The organism is Flavobacteriales bacterium (assembly GCA_016699575.1).
Lineage (GTDB): Bacteria > Bacteroidota > Bacteroidia > Flavobacteriales_F > PHOS-HE28 > PHOS-HE28.
The window spans coordinates 2497361-2521723 of sequence record CP064979.1 but is presented as its reverse complement, the minus strand read 5'-3'; the positions used below and the strand labels follow the sequence as shown (position 1 = coordinate 2521723).

The window sequence follows — 24363 nt, the reverse complement described above, 5'->3', positions numbered from 1 at the left end:
GCTTATCAAGAAAGGCTGAGGGTAATGGCCCTATGAAGCCTTGACAACCACTCTTGTTGTCCCGGTCAACGAACCGGGGCACGGGAACAGGTGCCAATTCCATCCAGTGCTATCCGCACTTTTCACGTCGAGCAGCTCCGGAGGAGCAGACCGCAGGTCGCACAGCGACCGAGGGGTCGAGACGCGAGAAGCAGATAGCCGGACCGATGAGCTGTGATCAGGTCGCGCCAGAGCCCAAGGGGTTCAGGCCCATCCTTATCCTGCTCGGTAAGCGCGCAGGAAGGACCGATCGAACGGAAAGCCATGAAGACTCTCGAACGCATCGCCCAACAGCGCATCCTCGTCCTCGACGGGGCCATGGGCACCATGATCCAGAAGCTCGGCCTCACCGAGGCGGACTTCCATCCGAAAGGCATGGAGGACCACAAGATCCTGCTCAAGGGCAACAACGAACTGCTCTCGCTCTCGCGTCCCGAGGCCATCCGCACCATCCACGAACAATACTTGGAGGCCGGCGCCGACATCGTGGAGACCAACACCTTCTCCGCCACCAGCATCGCGCAAGCGGAACATGAATGCAGCCACCTCGCGCGCGAGATGAACCTCGCCTCCGTGCGACTGGCCAAGGCGGCCTGCGCGAAGTACACCGCGATGGATCCGAGCAAACCGCGTTTCGTGGCCGGAGCCATCGGGCCCATGAACAAGACCGCATCGCTCAGTCCCGATGTGAACGATCCTGGCTTCCGCGCCGTCACCTTCGATCAACTCGTGGCCGCCTACAAAGAACAAGTGGAAGCCCTGCTCGACGGCGGCGTGGACATCCTCCTGGTGGAGACCATCTTCGACACGCTCAACGCCAAGGCCGCCTTCTACGCCATCGACGAGGTCTTTGAGGCGCGCAACACCAGAGTGCCGCTCATGTGCAGCGTCACCATCACCGATGCCAGCGGGCGCACCCTTAGCGGCCAGACCATCGAGGCCTTCCTCATCAGCATCGCACACGTTCCTCTTTTTTGCATGGGCCTCAACTGCGCGCTGGGCGCGGCCCAGATGCGGCCCTACCTGGAGGTGATCGCCGAGCAGAGCCCCTGCCGCGTGAGCATCTATCCCAACGCCGGCCTGCCCGACCAGATGGGCGAGTACCGCGAAACGCCCGAGGTCACCGCCCGGCTCGTGGGGGAATTCATGGCCAACGGCTGGGTGAACGTGGTGGGCGGGTGTTGTGGAACCACGCCGGAGCATATCGCAGCGCTGGCGAAGGAGGCGGCGAAGCACGAACCGCGCGCAACACCAGTGCTGGTATGAATACTTCACCACAGAGGCACAGAGGGCACAGAGCGGATTGAGGATGACGCATAACGAAGTATCGAGCCTTGTCATCAAGGCGGCCATCGCCGTGCATCGCGCTTTGGGGCCGGGTCTCCTTGAAAGCGTTTATCAGGTCTGCTTGTTGGCCGAACTGAAGAGTATGGGACTGCGTGTAGAGGAGCAGGTCGCCGTGCCCATTGTCTATCGCGGGGAGCGGTTGGCGAATGACTTGCGCATCGATCTACTGGTTGAAGACCGGGTCATCGTCGAGATCAAGGCTGTTGAAGAGCTTCATCCCATCCATACTGCGCAGTTACTGACCTACTTGAAGCTGACCAACAAGAAGCTTGGTTTGCTCATCAACTTCAATACGACCAAGCTCATAGAAGGGCTTGAGCGTGTCATGAACGGATATCTGGATGAAGGAGAATAGCATGAATGCTTCACCACAGAGGCACAGAGAACACAGAGAAACAGGAATGCGATATCCGCCGGCTCCACATGCCCGTTTCCATTTCCCCCCATCGCATTTCTCCGTGCTCTCTGTGCCTCTGTGGTGAACCCACCGCGCCAATCTTCGCATTCCTCCGTGCCCTCTGTGCCTCTGTGGTGAACCCGCATTTCCAATGAGCATCCCCACCTACTCCGGCCTCGAGCCCCTCCGCATCTTCCCCGGCAGCAACTTCGTCAATATCGGCGAGCGCACGAACGTCACGGGCAGTGCGGCCTTCCGCAAGCTGATCAAGAACGGCCAGTACGACGAGGCCGTGAGCGTGGCCCGCCAGCAGGTGGAGAACGGCGCGCAGGTGATCGACGTGAACCTCGATGAGGGCATGATCGATGGCGTGGAGGCCATGCGCAAGTTCCTCAACCTCATCGCCGCCGAGCCCGACATCGCGCGCGTACCGGTGATGGTGGACAGCAGCAAGTTCAGCGTGATCGAGGCGGGTCTGAAGTGCCTGCAGGGCAAGGGCATCGCCAACAGCATCAGCCTGAAGGAAGGCGAGGCCGAGTTCCTGCGGCAGGCGAAGATCATCCGCCGTCTCGGCGCCGCCACCGTGGTGATGTGCTTCGACGAGCAAGGTCAGGCCGACAATTTTGAGCGCCGCATCGCCATTGCGCGACGGAGCTATGATCTGCTGACCAAGAAGGCCGGTTTCGCGCCGCACGACATCATCATCGACGCGAACATCCTCACCGTGGCCACCGGCATGGCCGAGCACGATCGCTATGCCATCGACTTCATCGAGGCCGTGCGCTGGATCAAGCAGAACCTGCCCGGTGCGCTCACCAGCGGCGGCGTGAGCAACGTGAGCTTCAGCTTCCGCGGCAACGAGCCCGTGCGCGAGGCCATCCACACCGCCTTCCTCTACCACGCCATCAAGGCCGGGCTCGACATGGGCATCGTCAACGCCGGGCAGATCGGTGTGTACGACGACATCCCGAAAGATCTCTTGGAGCACGTGGAGGATGTGCTGCTGGCGCGTCGCCCCGATGCCACCGAGCGCATGGTGGCCTTCGCCGAGCAGTTCAAGGGCGCGCCTTCCGCAGAGGCCGTGGCCGCGCAGGCCGCCTGGCGTGAAGGATCCGTGGAGGAACGCCTGAAGCACGCCCTGGTGCATGGCGTCACCGAGTTCATCGAGCAGGACACCGAAGAAGCCCGGGTGAAATACGTGGACCCCGTGCTCGTGATCGAAAGCCCGCTGATGGCCGGCATGAGCGTGGTGGGCGATCTCTTCGGAAGTGGTAAGATGTTCCTGCCCCAGGTGGTGAAGAGCGCCCGCGTGATGAAGCGCGCCGTGGCCTACCTCGAACCCTTCCTGCAGGAGAAGAAAAATGCGGCCTCACCCCCTGCCCCTCTCCCAAGGAGAGGGGAGGAGCTCACCACGCCAGAAACATTGGGAACAAGGCAAGAGGGCGCGAAGAAGGTGCTGCTCGCCACCGTGAAGGGCGACGTACACGACATCGGCAAGAACATCGTGGGTGTGATCCTCGCCTGTAACGGCTGGCAGGTGATCGACCTGGGCGTGATGGTGCAGAGCGCCACCATCCTGAAGACCGCCCGCGAGATGAAGGTGGACATCATCGGCCTCAGCGGATTGATCACGCCTTCACTCGACGAAATGGTGCACGTGGCCAAGGAGATGGAGCGCGAAGGTTTTGAGACCCCGCTCTTGATCGGAGGGGCCACCACCAGTCGTGTACACACCGCCGTGAAGATCGCGCCGCACTACAGCAAGCCCGTGGTGCATGTGATAGACGCCAGCCGCAGTGTACCCGTGGTAAGCAACTTGCTCAGCGACAACGAACGCGCGCGTTTCGAATTGGAGGTGAAGGACGAGTACGCCAAGGTGCGCTCGCAATACGAAGGCAATCAGCGCGAGAAGGAGTATGTGCCGCTGGCCGAAGCACGCGAAAAGAAGTTCGCGATCGACTGGCAGGCCGAGCCGCCCGTGGCACCGAAGAGCACCGGCATTTTCTGCTACCGCAACTACCCGCTGGCCGAGTTGGTGCCCTACATCGACTGGACGCCCTTCTTCATGGCATGGGAGCTGGCCGGCAAGTTCCCGCGCATCCTGGAGGACGAGGTGGTGGGCAAGCAGGCCACGCAGCTCTATGCCGATGCGCAGAAAATGCTCGACCGCATCGTCAAGGAGCAATGGATCCAGGCGCACGGTGTCTCAGGCATCTGGCCGGCGAATCGTCCAACAGAGAGTCCAACAGGCTTCCAGCCTGTTGATCCGCCAACAACAGGTGGGACGCCTGTTGCACCTTCAGCTCACGACGACATCGAACTGTACGCCGATGCCGCACGCACCAAGGTCATCGGCCGCTTCCACACACTGCGCCAGCAAAGCAAGAAGGCACCCGGCGTTCCCTACATCGCCCTCGCAGACTTCATCGCCCCGGCCGGCACTCCCGACTTCATCGGCGGCTTCGCGGTAAGTGCAGGCCATGGTGTGGATGAACGCGTGAAACGCTTCGAAGCGGCACAGGATGATTACAGCGCCATCCTCCTGAAGGCCCTTGCTGATCGTCTCGCCGAGGCCTTCGCGGAAAAGCTGCACGAGATCGTCCGCGAGGAATTGTGGGGCTACGAGGCTTCACCCTTCACCAACGAGCAATTGATCAAAGAGGAGTACCAGGGCATCCGTCCGGCGCCAGGTTACCCCGCATGCCCCGACCACACCGAGAAGCCCGAGCTCTTCCGCCTGCTCGACGCCACGAAGCACACGGGCATCACCCTCACCGAGAGTTTGGCCATGAGCCCGGCGGCGGCGGTCAGCGGCTTCTACTTCGCCCACCCGCAGAGCAAGTATTTCGGGGTAGGCCGGATAAGTCGCGACCAGGTGCTGGACTTGTCACGGCGAAAGGCCCTTACCATTGCGGAAGTTGAGCGCTGGCTGGGGAGCAATCTGGCGTACGAAACCGGAAGCCCGCAGTGAGCGTTGAACCGCCACTTTGGAAATGCAGCTCCCCCGCTCGGCATTCCTTCTTGCGTTGGTTCTCGTAGGCACCCTGCGGCTGTCAGCGCAGCGCCTGACGCAGGACAACGGTGACTGCACCGGTGCGTTGCCCATAGCGGACAGCGTGTACGTGCAGGACCAGGCGGTGCGCGGTTTCGGGAACGTGCTTGAGATCAAGGAGAACCCCAGCGAGGACAAACAGTGGTTCGAGCGTGAGCACCACACCACATGGTACAAGTTCCGTGCGCCCGTCACCACCATCCTCACGTTCGACATCATCCCGAAGAACATCGAGGACGACATCGACTTCCTGGTCTTCGAGGGCGCCATCCCGGGCATTTGCGACAAGATCCAGCAGAAGCAGGTAGCGCCGATCCGCGCCAACATCAGCCGCAACGACAAGAGCAACAGCAGCATCTGCGGCTTGCGCAAGGATGCTACGGATGATTTCGTGCGTTCAGGGGTGGGCTCGTCGTTCAGCCGTGCCATCGAGGTGAAGGAGGGCGACTTGTACTACCTCGTGGTGGACTACCAGGATCGCCCGCTGGACGGCTACACGATCAGGTTCCACTATGATCCGCCGCCGCCACCGCCTGCGCCCGAGAAACCTGAAGTGCCACAGCAGAAACTCGTCATCAACGTCACCGATGCGAAGTCGGGCAAACCAGTGAACGGCACCCTCACCATCGATGGGATGGTCTTCGACAAGGTGGTGGAAGCGAAGGGCCAGAGCTCCTACACGTACACCATGGACCAGTACCGTGCACTGAAGATCGGCTGCGTGCAGAAGGGGTACATGTTCTACAACACCAAGGTGAAAGGCAGCACCGATAGCGTGGTGACCGTTGATATCAAACTGGACCCCATCCAGCCGGGCGCGCACGTGGTGCTCGCGGACATCCGCTTCGTGGGCAATGATGTGCAGGTGATGAAGAACAGCCAGGGCAGCCTCCTGCAACTGCTGCGCTTCATGGAGCAGAACCCCGGTACGCGCATCGAAGTGGGAGGCCATGTGAACGGACCCACCTACAAGAACACCAAGGAGTTCATTGAGCTGAGCACGGGGAGGGCCAAGACCGTTTACGATTTCCTCATGGTCAACGACGTCGATCCAGCGCGGATCTCCTACAAGGGCTATGGCAACAGCGAAATGCTGTTCCCCGAACCCAAGAGCAAGGAGCAGAGCGAGGCCAACCGGCGTGTGGAGGTCAAGGTGCTGTGATCGCACCGTTCACCCCAAGAACATCCCGTTCATCCAAGGCGGCCGGTGTGCCCAACGGTGCCGGATAGTTTTGGCCGACCATCGGACTTTCCGGTGGAAGCACCTCTTCGATCATGCGCTTTTCCATCGTGCTCTCACTGCTGGTGCCATGCCTCGCTACGGCACAGCAAGCCTGGACCCTCGACCAATGCGTTCGCCGCGCGGAGGAGAAGAACCTCAACGTGCGCAACGCTGCGCTGGACGCCGAACTGGCCGACCAAGCCAAGCGCCAGTCAGCCTACAACTTGTTGCCCAACCTGAACGCATTCGGCACGCACGGCTACAACTGGGGCAAGGCCATCGACCGGTTCACGAACACCTTCGCCACGGACAGGGTGCGCACCAACAACTTCTACCTCAGCAGCCAGGTGTCACTTTTCGAAGGCTTCAGCAAGCAGAACCAACTGGGCCAGGCGAGGATCGACGCTGAGAGCAGCGCGAAGGGTTTGGAAGACCGGCGCAATGATGTCCGACTTTCAACGGTGCAGGCCTTCATCGATGTGCTGAGCTTGCGCGAGCGCATAGCAGCCACCGGGAAGCAAGTGGCGAACATCAGCGAACAGATCACCATCACACAAGCGCTTGTGGACGGCGGTCGGCTTGCACGAAGCGAGGTGCTCGACCAGCGCAGCCAACTGGCACAGCAGGAGTACAACCTCGTTGATCTGCGCAACCAGCACGATCGCCGCATCCTCGACCTGATGCAGCAGCTCCAGCTTTCGCCGGAAGAGCAGCGCGGCTTCGACATCGTATCGCCTGCGATCAGCGCCATGGCCATCAGCGAGCCAGCGCAGGACCCACAGGACGTGCTGCGCGCCGTACTTGCCGCCAATCCCGGCTATCAACAGCGGGAATTGCAGGCGACCAGTGCGGAGAAGGGCGTGTCCATTTCGCGGGCCGGCATGATGCCTTCGTTGCGCCTGGAAGGTGCGATGGGCACCGGTTATAGCGGCCGCAACCTGGAGGCCGTCGGCGAACCTGTTCTTGGCACCCCGCAATTGATCGGGTTCACCCAAGGTGGTGAGGAGGTGTACACGCCCACGTTCAGCCAGGAAACGCGCACCCGCGCTTTCGGATCCCAGTTGGACGATAACCTCAACGAATCGGTGACGTTGAGCCTGGCCATCCCGCTCTTCAACAACCAGAGCAACCGGATCGCGGTGAGCCAGGCACGCATCCGCCACGAGCAGGCGAAGAACGCCGTGGAGGCCGAGCGCCAATCGTTGGAGCGCGAAGTGCAGCAGGCCATCACCGCGCAACGCGGGGCCTATCGCCAGTACGAAGCGGCCCAACGCTCGCTGGAAGCCGCCAACGAGTCGTTCCGGCTTGCGCAGGAGCGTTTCACTGCGGGCGCGGCCACCAGCTTGGACCTCAACACCGCACGCACCAACGTGGACCGTGCCACGGCCGACACCATCACGGCGAAGTACACCTATGTGATGGCGGCCAAGTACCTGGAGATCCTGCAAGGACTGCCGTTGAGCTTCTGAAAAGTCTGACTACCACGGTCCTATCGCTCGTATGCCCTGGCTATTCCGGTTGCGAGGAAACACTGGGGCAGGTTTTTCCGCGTTCCTTCCGACTCTGGCAAGAAGCTGGTCGCCTCTTATGCGAGTGCTTGTTTTCCTTTTCGCGCTCGCGGTGAGCCTAAGCAGCCTTGGACAGGTGGCAACGGGACGCGTCTTGGACAGTGTCTCACGAACACCAGTCCCAATCAGGGTGTCGGTTCACGGAACCAGTCGCGAGGAACACACGGATTCTAGCGGGGTGTTCCGTATCAATCTGTTCGGGAAGGATACTATCAGCTTCGATTGCCCCGGCTACGGCCATTATCGCCTCGTGGGTTGCTCCACCCGCCAAAGTGATCTCGACCTCGGCGACATCCTCTTGGTCGAGCGGTGGACGGGCGGGTTCGTTACGTATCGAATAAGGAAGAAGGGCTTCCTCAAGAGGTGGTCCGCGCCCCGATGCCGATACGAGCCAGCCGAGGCACCGTCGGCATCCCAATTGGAGATGCGATGCCCAAATGGACAACTGAGATACACATGGACATTCGTTCAAGATGGGACCCTCCAATTTGATGTTCGATACTTGCGCGATTGTTCTGATCATTAGCTGACCAAGCTGGTCCAATCCTTCACCATCTAATCCTGCGTTCAGTAGCCTCACCTTTGCCGCATGGCGCTCATCCTCTGCCTGGAGACCGCAACGCATTTGTGCAGTGTAGCACTGTGCCGCGATGGAGCGGTCATCGCTTCGCGCGATCTCCTGAGCACGGGCTACACGCATGCCGAGAAGCTGAACGTCTTCGTTGACGAAGTGATGAAGGAGGCCGGTGTTGCCATGCCTGAACTGGATGCGGTGGCCGTGGGCATAGGTCCGGGCTCGTTCACCGGCCTGCGCATCGGGTTGAGCGCAGCCAAGGGGCTCTGCTATCCGCTCGGAATACCCATCATGGGGATCGGCACGCTTGATACATTGTGCGAAGCTGCGCGGCTGAAGGCCGGTCTGGACGGCATGCGGCTCTGGCCCATGGTGGATGCGCGCCGCATGGAGGTCTTCACCCGGACACCGGAAGGCGACGGGGTAGCCGCTGTGGTGCTATCAGAAGAGTGGATGGCTGCTTTGGACAAGTCGCGGAAACACGCCATGTTCGGTGAAGGCGCAGACAAAGCAGGCGCCTTGTTCGCAGGTGCTGCACATGCGCACCACCTGAAGGATGTGGTGCCGGTGGCAGGTGCAATGGGAGGCTTGGCCGAAACGCGTTTCCGGGAAAGGGTGTTCGATGACCTGGCTTACCTCACTCCACTGTACGGCAAGGAGGCCGGGGTGACGATGACCAAGAAGGGCTGATCACAAGCCGGCCAGGATGGCCAGTAGAGGCAGCACGGGCAGGTCGGCATCCAATTGCAGGATCGCGTCGCCCTTCATGCCGAAAGGACCCTCGGCCAGGTAGATGGTGTTGCCATCAATGACGAACGCGCCTTCTGCCTTGTTGCAGAACGGGCCATCACCACGGAACACTTTGTTGCGGTCCAGGATCAGCGCACAGCCGGTCTGTTGGCATAGCGCACCGGTGCATCGGTAGAGCTTATCGGCATCGAATACATAGGCGCCATAACCGCGGCGTCCGAAGGCGTCGGCCGTGTGGAACACCTGGTCCTCCTCCATCACCAGGATGCACGGGCCTTTCGTTCCGAACGGCCCGGCTGCTTGATAGATACGGTCGCCCTCAACAATGAAGGCTGCATCGCCGGGGGTGCCGAACGGTCCGTAAGCCCAGCGCACCACAACGGCTTGGGCGGTGGCCACCATGGTGCACAACAAGAAACCGCCGAGGACGACTTGACGTGTGGACATGCGACGAAAGTAGAAGTCGTCAGCGCATCGCAACCTCGTACCGCACAACACGGATTGTGCCGGTGGCCATGTCCTTGGTGAGCTTGGCCTTCAGATGGTGGCTGCCCTCGGCGTACACGTACTCCTCCTTGGTCACCAGTTCGTTGCTGTGCCAAGTTTCCATGCTCAGGAGGTCGTTCCCGGCGTCATAGGTGTAGGTGTAGCGCAGGGTGCGCGGGTCGGACAAGTCGCTCTGTTCGGTGCGTGACGCGAGCAAGCCTTTCTCGTTGTAGGTGAAGGCGGTGCGTCCCATACGGCCCGTGACGATGTACCGGTCTTCGATGCGCAGCAGGTAGCCGTGCCGGTCGCTGATATAAAGGCGCTCTTTGTACGGAAGCCCCAAGCTGTTGAGCGTCACCGTGCGCGTGGTCGTGTCGTTGAGCCGGTCGTGGGTGTACCGCTCGTCGCTCACTTCGGTGCGCGCGCCTGGCACTAGATCGTACCGGTCGGTGCCCAGGTTCTCGATGCGCACGTGCGTTTCGCGCAGCGGGCGTCCGGCACTGTCGGTCGTGACCTCTTCGGTGTAGTGCCCGCTCAGGTCAAGGCGTGTGCGCTGCACGATGTGGCCCTGCTCGTTGTAGCGGTATTGCACACTGGCCGTGTCGCGCCCGCTACCGGGCATGCCGAAGGAGTTGTTGCTGTAGAGCACACGACCGTCGTTGCCGAACCGGTACAGGAAGTGCTCATTGCGCGGCTTCATCGGCTCGTTCTCGCGCTTCACATGCAATTGTCCCTTGATCTCGTCCACACCGTTGCGGGCCATGAACGCCGGGTTGAAGTGGGGCTGCTGCGGCGAACCGGTCGCGGGAACGAGGAGCGTTTGGGCCGACAATGCCGCGGACAACACGTACGGCAGGGTCGTTAGCAGTACGATGGTCCTCATCCTCACTTCAACTGCTTGAGCGCATCATCAACCGTGCTCACCGGCATCTGGCAGACTTTCTCCTGGCACACGAAAACGGTGGTGCCTTCCAGCAATTTGTCTTCGAGCAGCGGCAACTTGCTCGGTCGCGCCCCGCCCATGAAGAAACGGTTGGGGATGTAGTGCGGTGCAAAACCCTTGCGGAGCTTCAGCGCATCGGGGCCGGTGATGGCGATCTCGTGCCACGGATGAACATGGGCCAGCATGAGCTGCGCCCAATTGCTGTAGCCGCTCGGGTAGCCTTGCATGTTGTCCTGCATGTTGTTCAGCATGGTGGTGCTCATGCCGATCCATCCTTGGTCATCGTACAAGTGCCCCAACGTGAAGAGCACGTTGGCCATGGTGCTGTTGCTCGCCGGGATCACATTGTCGGCGGTCTCCATCTTGCGGGCGATGAGCGCCGCGTCGAGGTCGCTGGTGAAGTGGAACATGCCGCTCGGCTTGTCGTGGAAGTGGGCGATGGCATAGTTGGTCAGTGCCTTGGCCTCCTCCAGGTAACGCTCGTTGAAGGTGACGGAGTACAATGCGCACAGGGCTTCTGCGGTGAAGGCGTAGTCCTCCAGAAAACCGTTGATGGATGCTTTCCCCGCCTTGTAGGAGTGCATCAGGCCACCGTCGTCCCGCTTGCACTTGCCGAGGACGAGCGCCATGTTCTTTTCGGCCATCCGCAGCCATGCTTCCTCACCGAACACTTCGTAGGCATCGCACAGGCCGGTCACCATCATTGCGTTCCAGCTCACCAGGGTTTTGTCGTCCAGTCCTGGCCGTACGCGTTTCTCACGAGCGGCCAAGAGGGCCGCATTGATGCGTGCCACCGAGGTCCGCAGTTCCCCAACGGAGATCCCCTTCTGCTTGGCGAACGCTTCGTCTTCGGTGCGTCGCAGCAGGATGTTGTTCCCATGCTCCCACAGCGCTGCACCACCGATGTTGTAGTAGTCCTTCGCCAGCGCGAAGTCGTTACCGAGAACGGATTTCATCTCATCCTCCTTCCAGACGTAGAACTTGCCCTCTTCGCCTTCGCTGTCCGCATCGAGCGCGCTGTAAAAGGCACCTTCTTCGCTCGTCATCTCGCGCTTCAGCCAATCGATCGTACTACGCACCGCATCCTCGTACTGCTGATCCTTGAAGGCTTGGTAACCCTGGCTGTAAAGCGAGATCAGCTGTGCGTTATCGTACAGCATCTTCTCGAAGTGCGGGACTTTCCAAAGCACATCGGTGCTGTAACGCGCCCAACCACCACCTGCTTGATCGTAGATGCCGCCCATGGCCATCTTGTCCAAAGTGAGGGCTACGTGGTCCTTCAGCGCCTTGTCGTTGGTGAGGAACGCTTGCCGCAGCAGGAAGCGGTAATTGTTCGGCATCGGGAATTTCGGTGCGCGATCGGGCCCGCCCTCGATGTGGTCGAAGGTGCTGTCCCAAACGCTCACGTAACGGGCCAGGAAGTCCTTGGTGAAAAGCGGTGGTGCCGTGTTCAGTGTCACCAGGTCGCTCTCTGCCACACCGGCCCGCAGCTGTTCGGCTTGTGCCATCACACGGTCGGGTTGCATCTGCCAGGTGGCATGAAGGTCGTTCAGCACTTGTTTCCATTGCGCGGGGGCGAAGTAGGTGCCGCCGTACACCGGCCGACCGTCCGGTAGTGCAAAGCAGTTGAGCGGCCAACCACCACGGCCGGTCATGAGCTGCACGGCGGTCATGTACACCTGGTCCACATCGGGCCGCTCCTCGCGGTCAACCTTGATGCAGATGAACTTCTCGTTCATCAGTTGCGCAATGCTGTCGTTCTCGAAGCTCTCGCGCTCCATCACATGGCACCAATGGCAGCTACTGTAGCCGATGCTCACCAGCACCAGCTTGTTCTGGGCCTTCGCACTGTCGAACGCTTCAGCGCTCCAGGGCCACCAGTCCACCGGGTTGTGCGCATGCTGCAGGAGGTAGGGACTGGTCTCGTGCACCAGGCGATTGGTGTGGTCGTGTTGCATGTCGTCGGTGCCGTTCGTTCCTTGCGGCTGGCACGAAGCCATGGTGCAGAAAACTGCGGCACCGGCAACGATGGCGTTCGTGGTAGCGTGGGGCATGATGGACCAAAGGAACGGTGAACTCGCACGGTGGGCTGCCCGTAGGCCTGCCGCTGATGAACGCGGCGTTGTGAAGGACCAGCATTGGCCGGGCACGCTGATGGCCTTCGGGGTCATCGTTTTCCTGGTGACGCTTTGGCTGGCCATTAGCACGGTGTATGTGGGCGCTGTGGCACTCATGCAGTGGTTCGCGCTTTTCGCCTTCGCGGGCAATCTGCTGCCGTACGTCAAGAGCGGCCTCAGTCTGGGCATGGAGCGCTTCGAGTGGTTCATGTTCAACCTGCTCGCCGTTGGGCCGTTCCTATGGGGGGGCATGCTGGTGTTGAACCTGACGGTGCACGGCCCGGAGCGCGTTTATGTACTGCCCGTGCGCGGACTCGACCCCGTGCAGTACTGGCGGGAGCATGACCAACGACCGCGCATGACGGAGGTGAGCATGGAGGAAGCCTTGAGCGGAGCGTTCGGCACTGGCGGATTCTCCGGCAGCCAACGCCTCACAGGTGTGGCCGAGGGATGCCTTGGTTGGGAGGTGCGGACGTGGCCGGGGAGGGAGGAGTGATCAGTGCTCGTTCAGGTCCTCCTTCACATGGAAGGGGAACCGCTTGCTGAAAATGCCGACCTGTCCGAGCACCGTGCCCTTCGCTTCCACTTCCACCTTGCCGGAGAACAAGGTGCCCAAGCCGCCCAGCAGCATGGGGCCGAGCTTGCCTTGGGTGTCGGCGCTCACGTAAACGGGGTAGACCTTACTGCAGCGTTTGTCCAGCACAACGGTGGTGTCCAGGCGGCCTTTGCCGATGTGCTGCCCGTTGTACCAGAGGTCCACGTCGGGCTTTTTCAAGCGGATGCGGTAGCCGTTCGGGTTCTCCACTTCGGCATCGATGCGGAAGGCGAGCACGCTGCCTTCGGCAGGGATCACCTGCACGTTCTTCACGCCGTGGAAGGTGACGTTCTGGTAGTTGATGCAGGCGGAGAGAAGAAGGGGCAGGAGCAGGAGGAGGCTTCTCGCCCGCGTTCGAAGTGATAAACATCGAAGTGACGAGAGCGATCGCGGTGACGGGGTACGGGTCATGAACATGGTTTCAATAACCAACGCAAAGAGCGCGCCCGCGTTGTACCACCCGCACTGCCGGAGCACCGGTGCTCACTTGTCCGCCGCCGCGTAGTTGTGGAAGAAACGCGGGATGGTGCGGATGCCCATGAAGTAGTTGAACACGCCGTACTTCTCGTTCGGGCTATGGATGTTGTCGCTGTCCAGACCGAAACCGAAGAGCACCGTCTTGAGGCCGAGTTCCTTCTCGAAGAGCGCCACGATGGGGATGCTGCCACCGCCGCGCGTAGGGATGGGCTTCTTGCCGAAGGTCTCTTCCATGGCCTTGCTGGCGGCCAGGTATGCTGCGCTGTCAATGGGTGTAACAGCAGCTTCGCCGCCGTGGTGCGGCTTCACCACCACCTTCACCCCGGGCGGCGCGATCTTCTCGAAGTGCGCTTGGAACAACTTGGTGATGGCATCGCTCTTCTGGTTGGGCACCAAGCGCATGCTCAGTTTGGCGAAGGCCTTGGCGGGAAGCACGGTCTTCGCGCCTTCGCCGATGTAGCCGCCCCAGATGCCGTTCACGTCCAATGTGGGCCGTATGCTGCAACGCTCCTCGCTGGTGTAGCCTTTCTCACCACGCACGGCGTCCACACCCAGCTCTTTCATGTATTCAGCCTCGTTGAACGGGGCCTCGGCGAGGGCCTTGCGTTCCGCAGCGCTCAGTTCCATCACCGCATCGTAGAAACCGGGGATGGTCACGCGGCGGTCGGCATCGTGCATGCTCGCGATCATCTCGCACAGCGCGTTGATGGGATTGGTTACCGCACCACCGTACACCCCGCTGTGCAGGTCGCGGTTGGGGCCCGCCACCTCCACCTCCACATAGCTCAGTCCGCGCAGCCCTGTATTGATGCTGGGGACATCGTTGGCGATCATGGCCGTGTCGCTGATCAGCACCACATCGGCCTTCAGGCGCTCTTTGTTGTTGGTGACGAAGGTGCCCAAGTTGTCGCTGCCCACTTCCTCTTCACCCTCGATCATCACCTTCACGTTGCAGGGCAGGCCTCCGGTCTTCATCATGGCCTCGATGGCCTTGAAGTGCATGTAGAACTGGCCCTTGTCGTCGGCACTGCCCCGGGCGTAGATCATGCCGTCCTTGATGACGGGATCGAACGGGCCGCTGTGCCAGAGGTCAAGGGGGTCTGGCGGTTGCACATCATAGTGGCCATAGACCAGCACGGTGGGCTTGGCGGGGTCCACCATCTTCTCGCCGTACACGATGGGGTGGCCTTTCGTGGGGCACACTTCCACCTTCTCCAGCCCGGCTTCGAGCATCCGCTGCTTCACGGCGTCGGCGCAACGGGCCACGTCGCCTTTGTACTTGGGGTCGGCGCTCACGCTAGGAATGCGCAGCAGGTCGAGGAGTTCGTTCAGGAAACGGTCCTTATTGGACTCGATGTAGGTATCCAGCTGGTTCATGTTAAGCAGGGTCCGGAGGGCTTACGGGTGGCTTTCCCCGGAAGTCGCCGAATGTAGCGCCCGACCGGTCAACGCTGGGCAACGGGCATCAGGCGTTCGGCGTCGATAGGCCGGTACTTTACCAGCCCTTACCCTGCGTCCTTCGCCATGCGGAAACTGTTCTACACCATAGTCGCCTTGGTAGCCCAACTTCCGGTGCATGGCCAGATCGTGCTCCAGAACACGTTGACACCCGAGCAATTGGTGCAGCAAGTGTTGTTGGGCAGTGGGGTATCGGTCACGAACATCACCTTCAACGGCCTGCCGGGCAACACCATTACCGAGCAGATGGGGGAGTTCGATGCGACGAACGCCCAATTGGCAATGGCCTTGGGCGTGATCATGGCCACGGGCGATATCGACAATGCCATGGGCCCGAACAACCTTGGCAGCAACAGCTTGGGTGGTGGGAATTTCGGCCAGACCGACCCGGACCTGGAGATCCTGGCCAGTCCACAGTTGGTCAACGACGCCGCCGTGCTGGAGTTCGACTTCATACCCAACGGGGATACGTTGAAGTTCGATTTCATTTTCGCCAGTGATGAGTACCCGGAATACGTCTGTGGCGTGAACGATGTGTTCGGGTTCTTCATCAGCGGACCGGGCTTCAATGGTCCCTTCTCCAACAACGCCGAGAACATTGCCCTGGTCCCGGGCACGACCATCCCCATCTCGATCAACACGGTCAACAATGGCACGGTCGGGGCCAACGGCATTTTGGCCAACTGCGTCGCATCGAGCGCGCAATGGAACCAGCAGGCCCTGTATTACGTGGACAACGGCAACGGCACCAACGCCCCCTACAACGTAGACCCCCAATACCTGCAGTACGATGGTATGACCACCGTCCTCACTGCATTCGCGTTGGTGACCTGTGGCCTGCAATACCACATCAAGATCGCGATCGGTGATGCCAGTGACACGGCGTTCGATAGCGCCGTGTTCCTGAAGGCAGGCAGCTTCACGAGCAATGCCGCGGTTACTGCATCACTCAGCACGGCCGTAGGGTTGGTGGACAGTACGCTGTACGAAGGATGCGCCACCGCAGTCCTGGAGTTCGAACGCTACGCGGGTTTTGCCACCACCGATACGGTCCAACTGGTGGTTGGCGGCACGGCCATCGGCGGAACCGACTATTTGCCCGTGTTGCCCAATGAGGTCGTCTTTCTGCCCGGAGATACCACGGTGCAGTTCATCCTTACCGCACCGTTGGACCCTGATGGTCTGGAAACCGTGGAGATCACCATCAGCAACGTCGCCCAATGCAGTGGTCAATTGGTGGTCACCAACTTCACGTTCTACATCAATGAGGCGCAGCCCATGTACATCACGGTGGCCGACACCGCGATCGCTTGCGACGAAACGGTGACGATCGGCCCGAACGTCTTCCAGGGTTACGGCAACTATCAATACACCTGGAACACTGGCGACACAACAGCGACCCTTACCGTTTCGCCACCTGTCACCACCACGTACACGGTGACAGTGACGGACACCTGTGGGCAGGCACCACAGACCGGGACCATCACTATTGATGTTCCTGTCTATCCACCGGTGGACATGACAGTGACCAATGACACCGCCTTGGGCTGTCCGCAAGCCGCGGTGCTTCAAGTGATCAGCACAACAGGTGGTGACGGCAATTACACCTACGAGTGGACCGATGATCAGGGCAACGTTCTGAGCACCACGACATCGCTGCCCATCAACAGCGGCCCGCTGGCCACGTACTACATCACCGTTGAAGCGGGCTGTGGCATGGGCGATGCGGACACCATCGTTGTGTCGCCGTTGCCGCTACCGCCGGTGGTGGTGCAAACGAACAACGATACCACGGTGCTCTGCCCGGGTGATGCCGTGGACCTGTACATCGCGTCGCTCACAGGTGGAAGCGGTGTGTACACGTGGGAGTGGACCGACGGTTTCAGCGTGCTGAGCACCACCGATACAGTTCCGGGGGTGCCGGTGATCGGCACTTACACGTACTTCATTACGGTGCTGGATGAATGTGGCAACGTGGGCAGTGACGACGTTACGGTGCAGTTGCCCGTGTGGGACCCATTCATGCTGTGGGCCGTGCCCGACACCGCGATCTGCCTCGGTGATGAGGGCTTCCTCAGCGCTTTGGCCTCCGGGGGTGCAGGCGGTTATTCCTACGTGTGGTCTCCGATCAACGGTTCCAGGGCCGATACGACCATTGCGCCCACCGCCCCGGGCACTTATACGGTCACGGTCACCGATGCCTGCGGTTATGTCCTTTCCGAAGACGTGTTCATGGACGTGCAGGACGTAACGGCGCTCTTCACGGTGAACTACATCGGCGAGTTCGACGTCACGTTCGACAACCTGAGCAGCAACAACACCACACAGTGGTACTGGGACCTCGGCGATGGGACGACCGACAGTGCCCAGTACACCGCTCACCGCTATCTTGATAGTGACGATCACGAAGTTTGGTTGACCGTGTGGAACCCCATCGGTTGTGTGGACAGCGTCATGCTGGTGGTGCAACCACCTGCCCATGTTTATGTGCCGAACAGCTTCACCCCCGATGGCGATGGCGTGAACGACATGTTCGGGCCGATCGGCCACGACCTGAGCGATTTCGAGTTCAGTGTGTTCGACCGGTGGGGTGAGCTCATCTTCGCCAGCAACAACCCCTCCACCGCATGGGACGGCAAGGTGGGCGGCGCGGCGCCGAAACAGGACGTGTACGTCTGGAAACTCAAGACGAGCGGTCGTAGGTTCGGCCCCGTTGAGTATGTGGGCAACGTGACGTTGATCAGATAAACAAGGAACATGGAAGCAAGGAAGTGGATGGTGGTACTGGCGTCGAACGTCCTGGCCGTTGCGGCATCGGGGCAGTTGACGACCAGCAATACCCTTACCCCGGAGCAGTTGGTGCAACAGGTGCTATTGGGCGGTGGTGTAACGGTAAGCAACGTGACGTTCAATGGGCTGCCCGGGACGACCATCAATGAGCAGATCGGGAGTTTCGATGGAAGCAACAGCAACATCGGCTTGGCCAATGGCCTCATGCTGGCCACGGGTGACCTCACCAGTGGGCCCGGCCCGAACAACTCGGACAGCTATTCCTCCGGTGGTGGCAACTTCGGGGCGAACGATGCGGACCTGGAACTTCTTGTTGGTGGCCTGGGAACCAACGACAAGGCGGTCCTCGAATTCGATTTCGTTCCGACCGGCGATTCCCTGAGCTTCAATTTCGTTTTCGGCAGCGACGAATACGACGAGTTCGTGTGCGGGACCGTGACCGATGTGTTCGGGTTCTTCGTCAGTGGGCCCGGTCTGAACGGTCCTTACTCGAACAACGCGGTGAACATCGCCCTTGTGCCGAACACCAATGTGCCCATTTCCATCAACACGGTGAACCTTGGCGTGCCCGGCAGCACCACTGGGGGTGATCCCACTCAGTGCGCCAACCTGGACCCGAACTGGACGGCAAACTCCGTTTATTATGTGCAGAACCCCGCAGGCAGCCCCACAGTTGGCTACGACGGATTCACCGTGGTCCTAACGGCGAGCGTGATCGTCCAGTGCGGGCAGCAATACCATATCAAGCTGGCCCTTGCGGACGTCGGCGACACGGTTTGGGACAGTGGTGTGTTCCTGGAAGGCGGCAGTTTCACCAGCCCGAACAACATCGACCTGGAGATCGTGACCGCCAGCGCCGACGGCACATTGACGGAGGGATGCACCGATGCCACCTTCACCATCACGCGGCCCGGCTCTGACAGCGACATCGACGTGAGCGTTGTGGTGGGCGGCACGGCAACGAACGGCACGGACTACACGAGCATCCCCACGGTCATCACCATCCCCGACGGGCAGAACAGCGTGAGCTTCCCCATCGAAGCGTTCGAGGACAATGTGGCCGAAGGACAAGAAGAGATCGTGCTCACCGCCACGTTCATCAACGCGTGCGGCGATACGAGTGTCAGCACCGCCACCGTGCCCATCGTCGAGTACGTGCCCATGATCCTGAGCACCACCAACCTGCTGTTGGAGTGCGAGGACGACAGCGTGCTGGTTACGGCCGCGGTCTCAGGCGGATTCGGCGACCTGAGCCCGGTTTGGGAGGACGGTGTGACCGGCCTGGTGAACTGGGTGCCCGGCCTGGAGGACGGAGAGTACACGATCACCGTTACCGATGAGTGCAACAAGACGGTCGCTTCCACCGTGGTGGTGGAGAGCGGCTGCGACATCGTGATCCCCAACGTGTTCAGCCCCAACAACGATGGCGAGAACGACAAGTTCATCATCGAAGGGATCCTCGGGACCACCAACACCGTCACCATATTCAACCGCTGGGGGCAGAAGGTGTACGAGGCGAGCAACTACCGCAACCAGTGGGATGCCGATGGCGTGAGCGACGGCACCTATTACTACGAGGTGACGGTGGAAGGCGCGGAGAAGCCCTTCACGGGCCACCTCACCATCCTGAACAACAAGCGCTGAGCACAGCCGAACCGGGCGGTCACGCTGAACGCCTTGCGAACGCGACCGCGTTCAGGATGGTCTCCTCCGGAGGGCGGAACGTGATACCCAAAGCGCGGACCTTCGACGTGTCATAACTATAGTGGCTGGTTGCGCTGCGCACGGCGTTGCGTGTCACGAGCGAGCGACCTCCGAACAAACCGGTACGCACCGCCTCGAAACGCCAAGCCACTTCCAAGGTCCAGAGAGGCAATGCCCGGTCGGGAGCACGCCTTCCGGCGGCTTTCGCGATCATGCCGAACAGGTCCTTGTACGGTACCGGTGGTGTGCTGAGGATGTAGCGCTCGCCATCGCCGCCCACCTCAGCCAGCTCCAGCATGGCTTGGGCCACATCGCGCACATCCACGATCCCGTTGCTGCCCGTTGGGTAGAACGCCGTGCCTTTGCAAACGCGGTCGATCACTGCAAGGCTACTGCGGCCCTTTTGTCCCGGCCCATAAACCACACCAGGGTTCACCATCACCGCGCTCAATCCCTCGGCCACGCCACGCTGCACCTCCAGTTCCGCGTCGTACTTGCTGATGGCATAAGCCGAGGTGTGTTTGTCGCGCACCCAAGGACTATCCTCGTTCACGGCGGATCCATCGGGCGTTCGTCCGGTAGCGGCAATGCTGCTCACGTGCACCAGCCGCTGCACCCCGCATTCCAGCGCGGCGTTCACCACGTTGGCCGTACCGCCGATGTTCACGGCGAAGAGCTGCCTGGAATCACGAGCGTCCATGGAGACCAACGCTGCGCAATGGAACACCCGCTCAGCGCAGGTAAAAGCCTCGCGCAGGCCCACCACGTCCAGCAGGTCCGTTTCCGTCCATTCGATCCGGTCGAAGAGCGCATTGCCATCCCGGCGGTAATGGTTGAAGACAGCGCGGATGATGCTCCGGTCGGAACCTGCACGGACAATGCCCCGCACCGGTCGGCCTTGGACCAGCAGTTCCAACGCCACGTGCGAGCCCACCAAGCCGCTGATACCGGTCACGACGTCCATTGGTGCGCAAGGTAGAAGCCGAGAGAAGGGGGAGGTCTCACGCAGAGGCGCAGAGAACGCAGAGAATACTCTTGCCCGGGCTTTGGTCTCTGCGTTCTCTGCGCCTCTGCGTGCCATGTATTCCCGTCAACGATCTTCGCCCCATGCCAGTGAAGGATTTCATCGAAGAGCTGCGTTGGCGCGGTCTGCTGCACGACAGTATGCCTGGCACGCAGGAACACCTGAACACCGGTCCGGTGAGCGGTTACATCGGTTTCGACCCCACGGCCGACAGCCTGCACGTGGGCAACCTGGTGCAGATCATGATCCTCACGCACTTCCAACGCTGCGGGCACAAACCCGTCGCACTGGTGGGCGGGGCAACGGGCATGGTGGGCGACCCCAGCGGCAAGAACGCCGAACGCAACCTGCTCGACGAGGAGGCGCTCCGGCACAATCAGAAGTGCATCCAAGCGCAATTGGAACGCTTCCTCGACTTCAACGCGCCGGAGAACCCGGCACGACTGGTCAACAACTACGATTGGTTCAAGGACATGGGCTTCCTGCGGTTCATCCGCGAGGTGGGCAAGCACATCACGGTGAACTACATGATGGCCAAGGACAGCGTGAAGAACCGCTTGGAGACCGGGCTCAGCTTCACCGAGTTCAGCTACCAGCTGGTGCAGGGCTACGACTTCCACTGGCTGTGGAAGAACATGGATTGCCGGGTGCAGATGGGCGGTAGTGATCAGTGGGGCAACATCACCACGGGCACGGAACTGATCCGGCGCATGGGCGGTGGCGAAGCCGAGCAGCGGCCCGCGTTCGCCGTTACCACTCCCCTGCTCACCAAAGCCGACGGCAGCAAATTCGGTAAGAGCGAGAGCGGCAACGTGTGGCTCGATGCCGCACGCACATCGCCGTACAAGTACTACCAGTTCTGGCTAAACGCCAGCGACGCGGATGTGGTGAAGTACGCGCGGATCTTCACCACCTGGGAGCACGATGAGATCGAGGCACGCGAGGCGGAACATGCCGCCAAGCCCGGCACCTTGCAAAAGCTCTTTGCGGCGGACATCACGCGGCGCACGCACGGAGAAGCTGAACTGCAGAAGGCGCTCAAGACATCAGAAGCCGTCTTTGGCAACTCCCCAGAAGCACTTGCAAGCTTGCCTGAAAGCGTGTGGGAAGATCTCTACGACACTTTGCCGAACCCTGAGAAGGTGGAAAACAAACCACACCCGGAGTTCGGCATTGCTGGTGTGAGCTTGAAGCAAATTGGGGACGGCATACCGATGAGCAAGCTTCTTTGGTGGTCGGGTTGCACTGGTTCAAGCGGGGACGCCAAGCGCGCGCTTAAGGAAGGCTCAGTCTCTGTGAACAAGGTGAAGATCTCTGGCGAGGATGCCGGCACAACTTCAGACTACCTGATTCACAAGCGCTTTATGCTGCTGCAGCGCGGCAAGAAGAACTACTTCCTGGTGAAGGTGGTGGACTAGGCCTCCACCATCAAACTGCACCCGCGCACATCGCTGTTGTCGAAACGTCCGAGCACTTCAAAGGTGCCGTCCGTGTGCATGCGGCCCAGGTCCTGCGTGGCGATGAACGGGCAGGAGCCGACGTTGCACAGGTCGAACACATTGATGCCGCCGGTGCGGCCGTTGGGCACGGAAGCGAACGGGTCGTTCACATCGCGCAAGTGCACCTGCATCCACGGCGGACACTGGTAGATACCGTCGCCGGTGCTCCAGGCCTGTGAGAACAGTTCAGTCATGCCGTACTCGCTGTGCACGGCGTTGAGGCCGAACGCTTGCTTCAGTGTTGCGTGCAGCTCTTCACGCACGACCTCTTTGCGCCGCCCCTTCATGCCTCCGGTTTCCACTACCAAGGTGTGCTTTAGCGGTTGTGGGCATTGCTCGGCCAGGTCGAGCAATGCGAAGGTGACACCCAGGAGCATCGTGCGTTTGCCTTCGGCCTCCGAACGCTGAAGCAGTTCGCGCACGGTCTCGTACTGGTAGAGGTACGTGCCGCTCAATGGGTCGCCGCTGGCACGGGTGAGCGCTTCGGCCATGTACACCAGCGAACTGCCACTGCGCTCCAGGTAGCTCGGCAGCAACGCGATGATCCGCCAGTCGCGCACATGCCCGAACACACGCTGGAAGCCTTCCATGAACGACCGCTCGTAATGGGCTGGCCACGGCACATGGTGCTTGCTCGCTTCCACACCAGTTGTGCCGCTGCTGGTGAAGGTCAGGCGGGGTGAAGAGCCCTCCAGCAACACATCCGTTTGCTTGAAAAAGGAGATCGGAAGGCACGGAATATCCTCCCAGTGCTCGACTTTCGTGGCACGGTGGCCCAGGCCGTTCAGGAATCCCCGGTAAACAGGGTTGTGGGCGGCATGCAGGCGGAATAAGTCGAGCGCCAGCGCGTTGAAGTCGGCGGGCCCGGCGATCCGGAACGGCCGTTCGAGCAGCGCGGGATCAATGGTGGCCGTCATGGGATGCGGAAGGGGCGCTAATTTCGGACGCACGATGAAGCGGGTAAGCAAGTACGGATGGTTCGTTGCCGTGGTCGGCACGCTGGGTCTCACTTCATGCCTGAAGACCGAGGAGTTCCCGCCGCAGCCGTCCATCGCGTTCAAAAGCTTCGAGCAGTTCGCTGATAGCGCCGTCATCACCCTCAGCTTCACCGACGGCGATGGCGACATCGGGCTGGGCCAGGACCAGACGGATGCCCCGTACGACACCTCATCGTACTACTACTATAACTACTACCTCGAGTACTTCCTGAAAGAGACCGGAACGTGGGTACTGAAGGACACCATCGGGCATCGCATCCCGGTCATAACGCCCACGGGCCAGAACAAGGCGCTGGAGGGCGAGATCGCGCGACGGTTCGAAACCGTGCAGATCCCGGGGTTCGAATCACCATGGTACAGCAACCTGACGGACGCCGATGAAGGCGACACCGTCCGCTTCGACTGCCTCATCATCGACCGCGCGCTCAACGTGAGCAACAAGGTAAGCTCGGGCAACATCGTGCTGGAATAGCCGTCCCCTCCCCCTTTCATGGATCCGTCCTGCATCGTCGTACCGGCTGCGGCGCTTTCGGCGTCGTTGGTCACCATCATCAGCGGCTTCGGCCTGGGCACCCTTCTGCTCCCGGTCTTCGCGCTCTTCTTCCCGCTCGATCTATCGGTGCTGCTCACTGCGGTGGTGCACCTGCTCAACAACTTGTTCAAGCTCGGGCTGTTGTGGAAATCCATCGATCGTCGGACGGTATTGCTGTTCGGTGCACCGGGCATAGTGGGCGCGTTCGGCGGTGCATGGCTGCTCGATCGGCTCGGCGCGCTGGAGCCGCTTTACGAAGGCGTGCGCATGCCCGTGGACGCTGTGCGCGTCGGGATCGCGATCCTCATGGTGCTGTTCGCGCTAACGGAATTGCTGCCTTCCGTTGCCAGTTTCTCCTTCCACCCGAAGTACCTGCTTCCGGGAGGGCTTATCAGCGGGTTTTTCGGTGGGTTCAGCGGACATCAGGGTGCATTGCGCACCATGTTCTTGTTGCGTTCGGGTTTGGGCAAGGAGGCGCTAATTGCCACCGGCGTGGCCATTGCCTGCCTTGTCGACCTCACACGTATCCCTGTTTATACGGCTTCACCGTTGCGCGACAGCATCGCCGTGCAGTGGCCTTTGCTGGCTTTGAGCACCGTGGCCGCGTTCGCAGGTGCGTATTGGGGCAAGCGGCTCATCCCGAAAGTGACGCTCCGTGGCGTGCAGTTGCTGGTGGCAGCCTTCATGGTGGTGATCGCTGTGGGCTTGGCGGTCGGCGCGTTGTAGGTGGCACCGCATGCGCCGAGGCCCCACCGTTGAGATGGGGCCCCGGAACAATGACAGGGCATGGC

General features: G+C 60.9%; 19 protein-coding genes. 12 read left to right on the top strand and 7 right to left on the bottom strand.

Annotation, left to right across the window (positions count from 1 at the left end; all coding sequences use genetic code 11):
- Positions 1-303 precede the first annotated feature (303 nt).
- The 6 genes from IPJ76_10440 to tsaB all read left to right on the top strand — a co-directional run bounded on the left by IPJ76_10440 (position 304) and on the right by tsaB (position 8889).
- Complete coding sequence (locus IPJ76_10440) at positions 304-1305, top strand: homocysteine S-methyltransferase family protein (protein ID QQR85038.1); 1002 nt, start codon at positions 304-306, stop codon at positions 1303-1305.
- A gap of 43 nt (positions 1306-1348) precedes the next feature.
- Positions 1349-1741, top strand: coding sequence for a GxxExxY protein (locus IPJ76_10435; GenBank protein QQR85037.1), 393 nt, complete (start codon positions 1349-1351; stop codon positions 1739-1741).
- Between the two features lie 193 nt (positions 1742-1934).
- On the top strand, positions 1935-4754 hold the full coding sequence (gene metH / locus IPJ76_10430; protein QQR85036.1) for a methionine synthase: 2820 nt from the start codon (positions 1935-1937) through the stop codon (positions 4752-4754).
- A 22-nt stretch (positions 4755-4776) separates the two neighbouring features.
- Positions 4777-5997: an OmpA family protein gene (locus IPJ76_10425; protein ID QQR85035.1), complete on the top strand. Its 1221-nt coding sequence runs from the start codon at positions 4777-4779 to the stop codon at positions 5995-5997.
- 113 nt (positions 5998-6110) lie between these two features.
- Positions 6111-7526 carry a TolC family protein gene (locus IPJ76_10420; protein ID QQR85034.1) on the top strand — a complete coding sequence of 472 codons (1416 nt, stop codon included), beginning with the start codon at positions 6111-6113 and terminating at the stop codon, positions 7524-7526.
- 688 nt (positions 7527-8214) lie between these two features.
- A complete protein-coding gene (gene tsaB, locus IPJ76_10415; protein ID QQR85033.1) occupies positions 8215-8889 on the top strand; it encodes a tRNA (adenosine(37)-N6)-threonylcarbamoyltransferase complex dimerization subunit type 1 TsaB in 675 nt (224 codons plus the stop codon).
- Here the strand turns inward: tsaB and IPJ76_10410 are convergent, their stop codons facing one another.
- Genes IPJ76_10410 through IPJ76_10400 form a run of 3 tightly spaced genes read right to left on the bottom strand, consistent with a single transcriptional unit; the run spans position 8890 to position 12336 of the window.
- Positions 8890-9396, bottom strand: a complete 507-nt coding sequence (locus tag IPJ76_10410) for a hypothetical protein (protein ID QQR85032.1) — start codon at positions 9394-9396, stop codon at positions 8890-8892.
- A gap of 19 nt (positions 9397-9415) precedes the next feature.
- Positions 9416-10318, bottom strand: a complete 903-nt coding sequence (locus IPJ76_10405; GenBank protein ID QQR85031.1) for a hypothetical protein — start codon at positions 10316-10318, stop codon at positions 9416-9418.
- Between the two features lie 2 nt (positions 10319-10320).
- Positions 10321-12336 (bottom strand): thioredoxin domain-containing protein, encoded by a 2016-nt coding sequence (locus IPJ76_10400; protein ID QQR88440.1) that lies wholly within the window; start codon positions 12334-12336, stop codon positions 10321-10323.
- A gap of 94 nt (positions 12337-12430) precedes the next feature.
- Between IPJ76_10400 and IPJ76_10395 the strand changes: the two genes are divergently transcribed.
- The gene (locus IPJ76_10395; GenBank protein QQR85030.1) at positions 12431-12991 is read left to right on the top strand and encodes a hypothetical protein; all 561 of its coding nucleotides are present in this window, start codon (positions 12431-12433) and stop codon (positions 12989-12991) included.
- Here IPJ76_10395 and IPJ76_10390 read toward each other — a convergent pair whose 3' ends face one another.
- Together IPJ76_10390 and IPJ76_10385 are read right to left on the bottom strand one after the other, a co-directional pair.
- Entirely contained in the window at positions 12992-13363 is a 372-nt protein-coding gene (locus IPJ76_10390; protein QQR85029.1) for an LEA type 2 family protein, read from the bottom strand. It lies immediately after the preceding gene.
- Between the two features lie 210 nt (positions 13364-13573).
- Positions 13574-14944, bottom strand: a complete 1371-nt coding sequence (locus tag IPJ76_10385) for a dipeptidase (GenBank protein QQR85028.1) — start codon at positions 14942-14944, stop codon at positions 13574-13576.
- A gap of 147 nt (positions 14945-15091) precedes the next feature.
- On the opposite strand from IPJ76_10385, the gene IPJ76_10380 reads away from it, so the two are divergent.
- A complete protein-coding gene (locus tag IPJ76_10380) occupies positions 15092-17773 on the top strand; it encodes a choice-of-anchor L domain-containing protein (protein QQR85027.1) in 2682 nt (893 codons plus the stop codon).
- Between the two features lie 9 nt (positions 17774-17782).
- A complete protein-coding gene (locus IPJ76_10375; protein QQR85026.1) occupies positions 17783-19459 on the top strand; it encodes a choice-of-anchor L domain-containing protein in 1677 nt (558 codons plus the stop codon).
- A gap of 19 nt (positions 19460-19478) precedes the next feature.
- Here the strand turns inward: IPJ76_10375 and IPJ76_10370 are convergent, their stop codons facing one another.
- Complete coding sequence (locus IPJ76_10370) at positions 19479-20483, bottom strand: NAD-dependent epimerase/dehydratase family protein (protein QQR85025.1); 1005 nt, start codon at positions 20481-20483, stop codon at positions 19479-19481.
- Between the two features lie 143 nt (positions 20484-20626).
- Between IPJ76_10370 and IPJ76_10365 the strand changes: the two genes are divergently transcribed.
- On the top strand, positions 20627-21961 hold the full coding sequence (locus IPJ76_10365; GenBank protein ID QQR85024.1) for a tyrosine--tRNA ligase: 1335 nt from the start codon (positions 20627-20629) through the stop codon (positions 21959-21961).
- Here the strand turns inward: IPJ76_10365 and IPJ76_10360 are convergent.
- Complete coding sequence (locus tag IPJ76_10360; protein QQR85023.1) at positions 21958-22959, bottom strand: acyl transferase; 1002 nt, start codon at positions 22957-22959, stop codon at positions 21958-21960. The genes IPJ76_10365 and IPJ76_10360 overlap by 4 nt on opposite strands.
- 34 nt (positions 22960-22993) lie before the next feature.
- On the opposite strand from IPJ76_10360, the gene IPJ76_10355 reads away from it, so the two are divergent.
- Positions 22994-23512 carry a hypothetical protein gene (locus IPJ76_10355; protein QQR85022.1) on the top strand — a complete coding sequence of 173 codons (519 nt, stop codon included), beginning with the start codon at positions 22994-22996 and terminating at the stop codon, positions 23510-23512.
- Positions 23513-23530: 18 nt separating this feature from the next.
- On the top strand, positions 23531-24298 hold the full coding sequence (locus IPJ76_10350) for a sulfite exporter TauE/SafE family protein (protein ID QQR85021.1): 768 nt from the start codon (positions 23531-23533) through the stop codon (positions 24296-24298).
- The last annotated feature ends 65 nt before the right edge of the window (positions 24299-24363 follow it).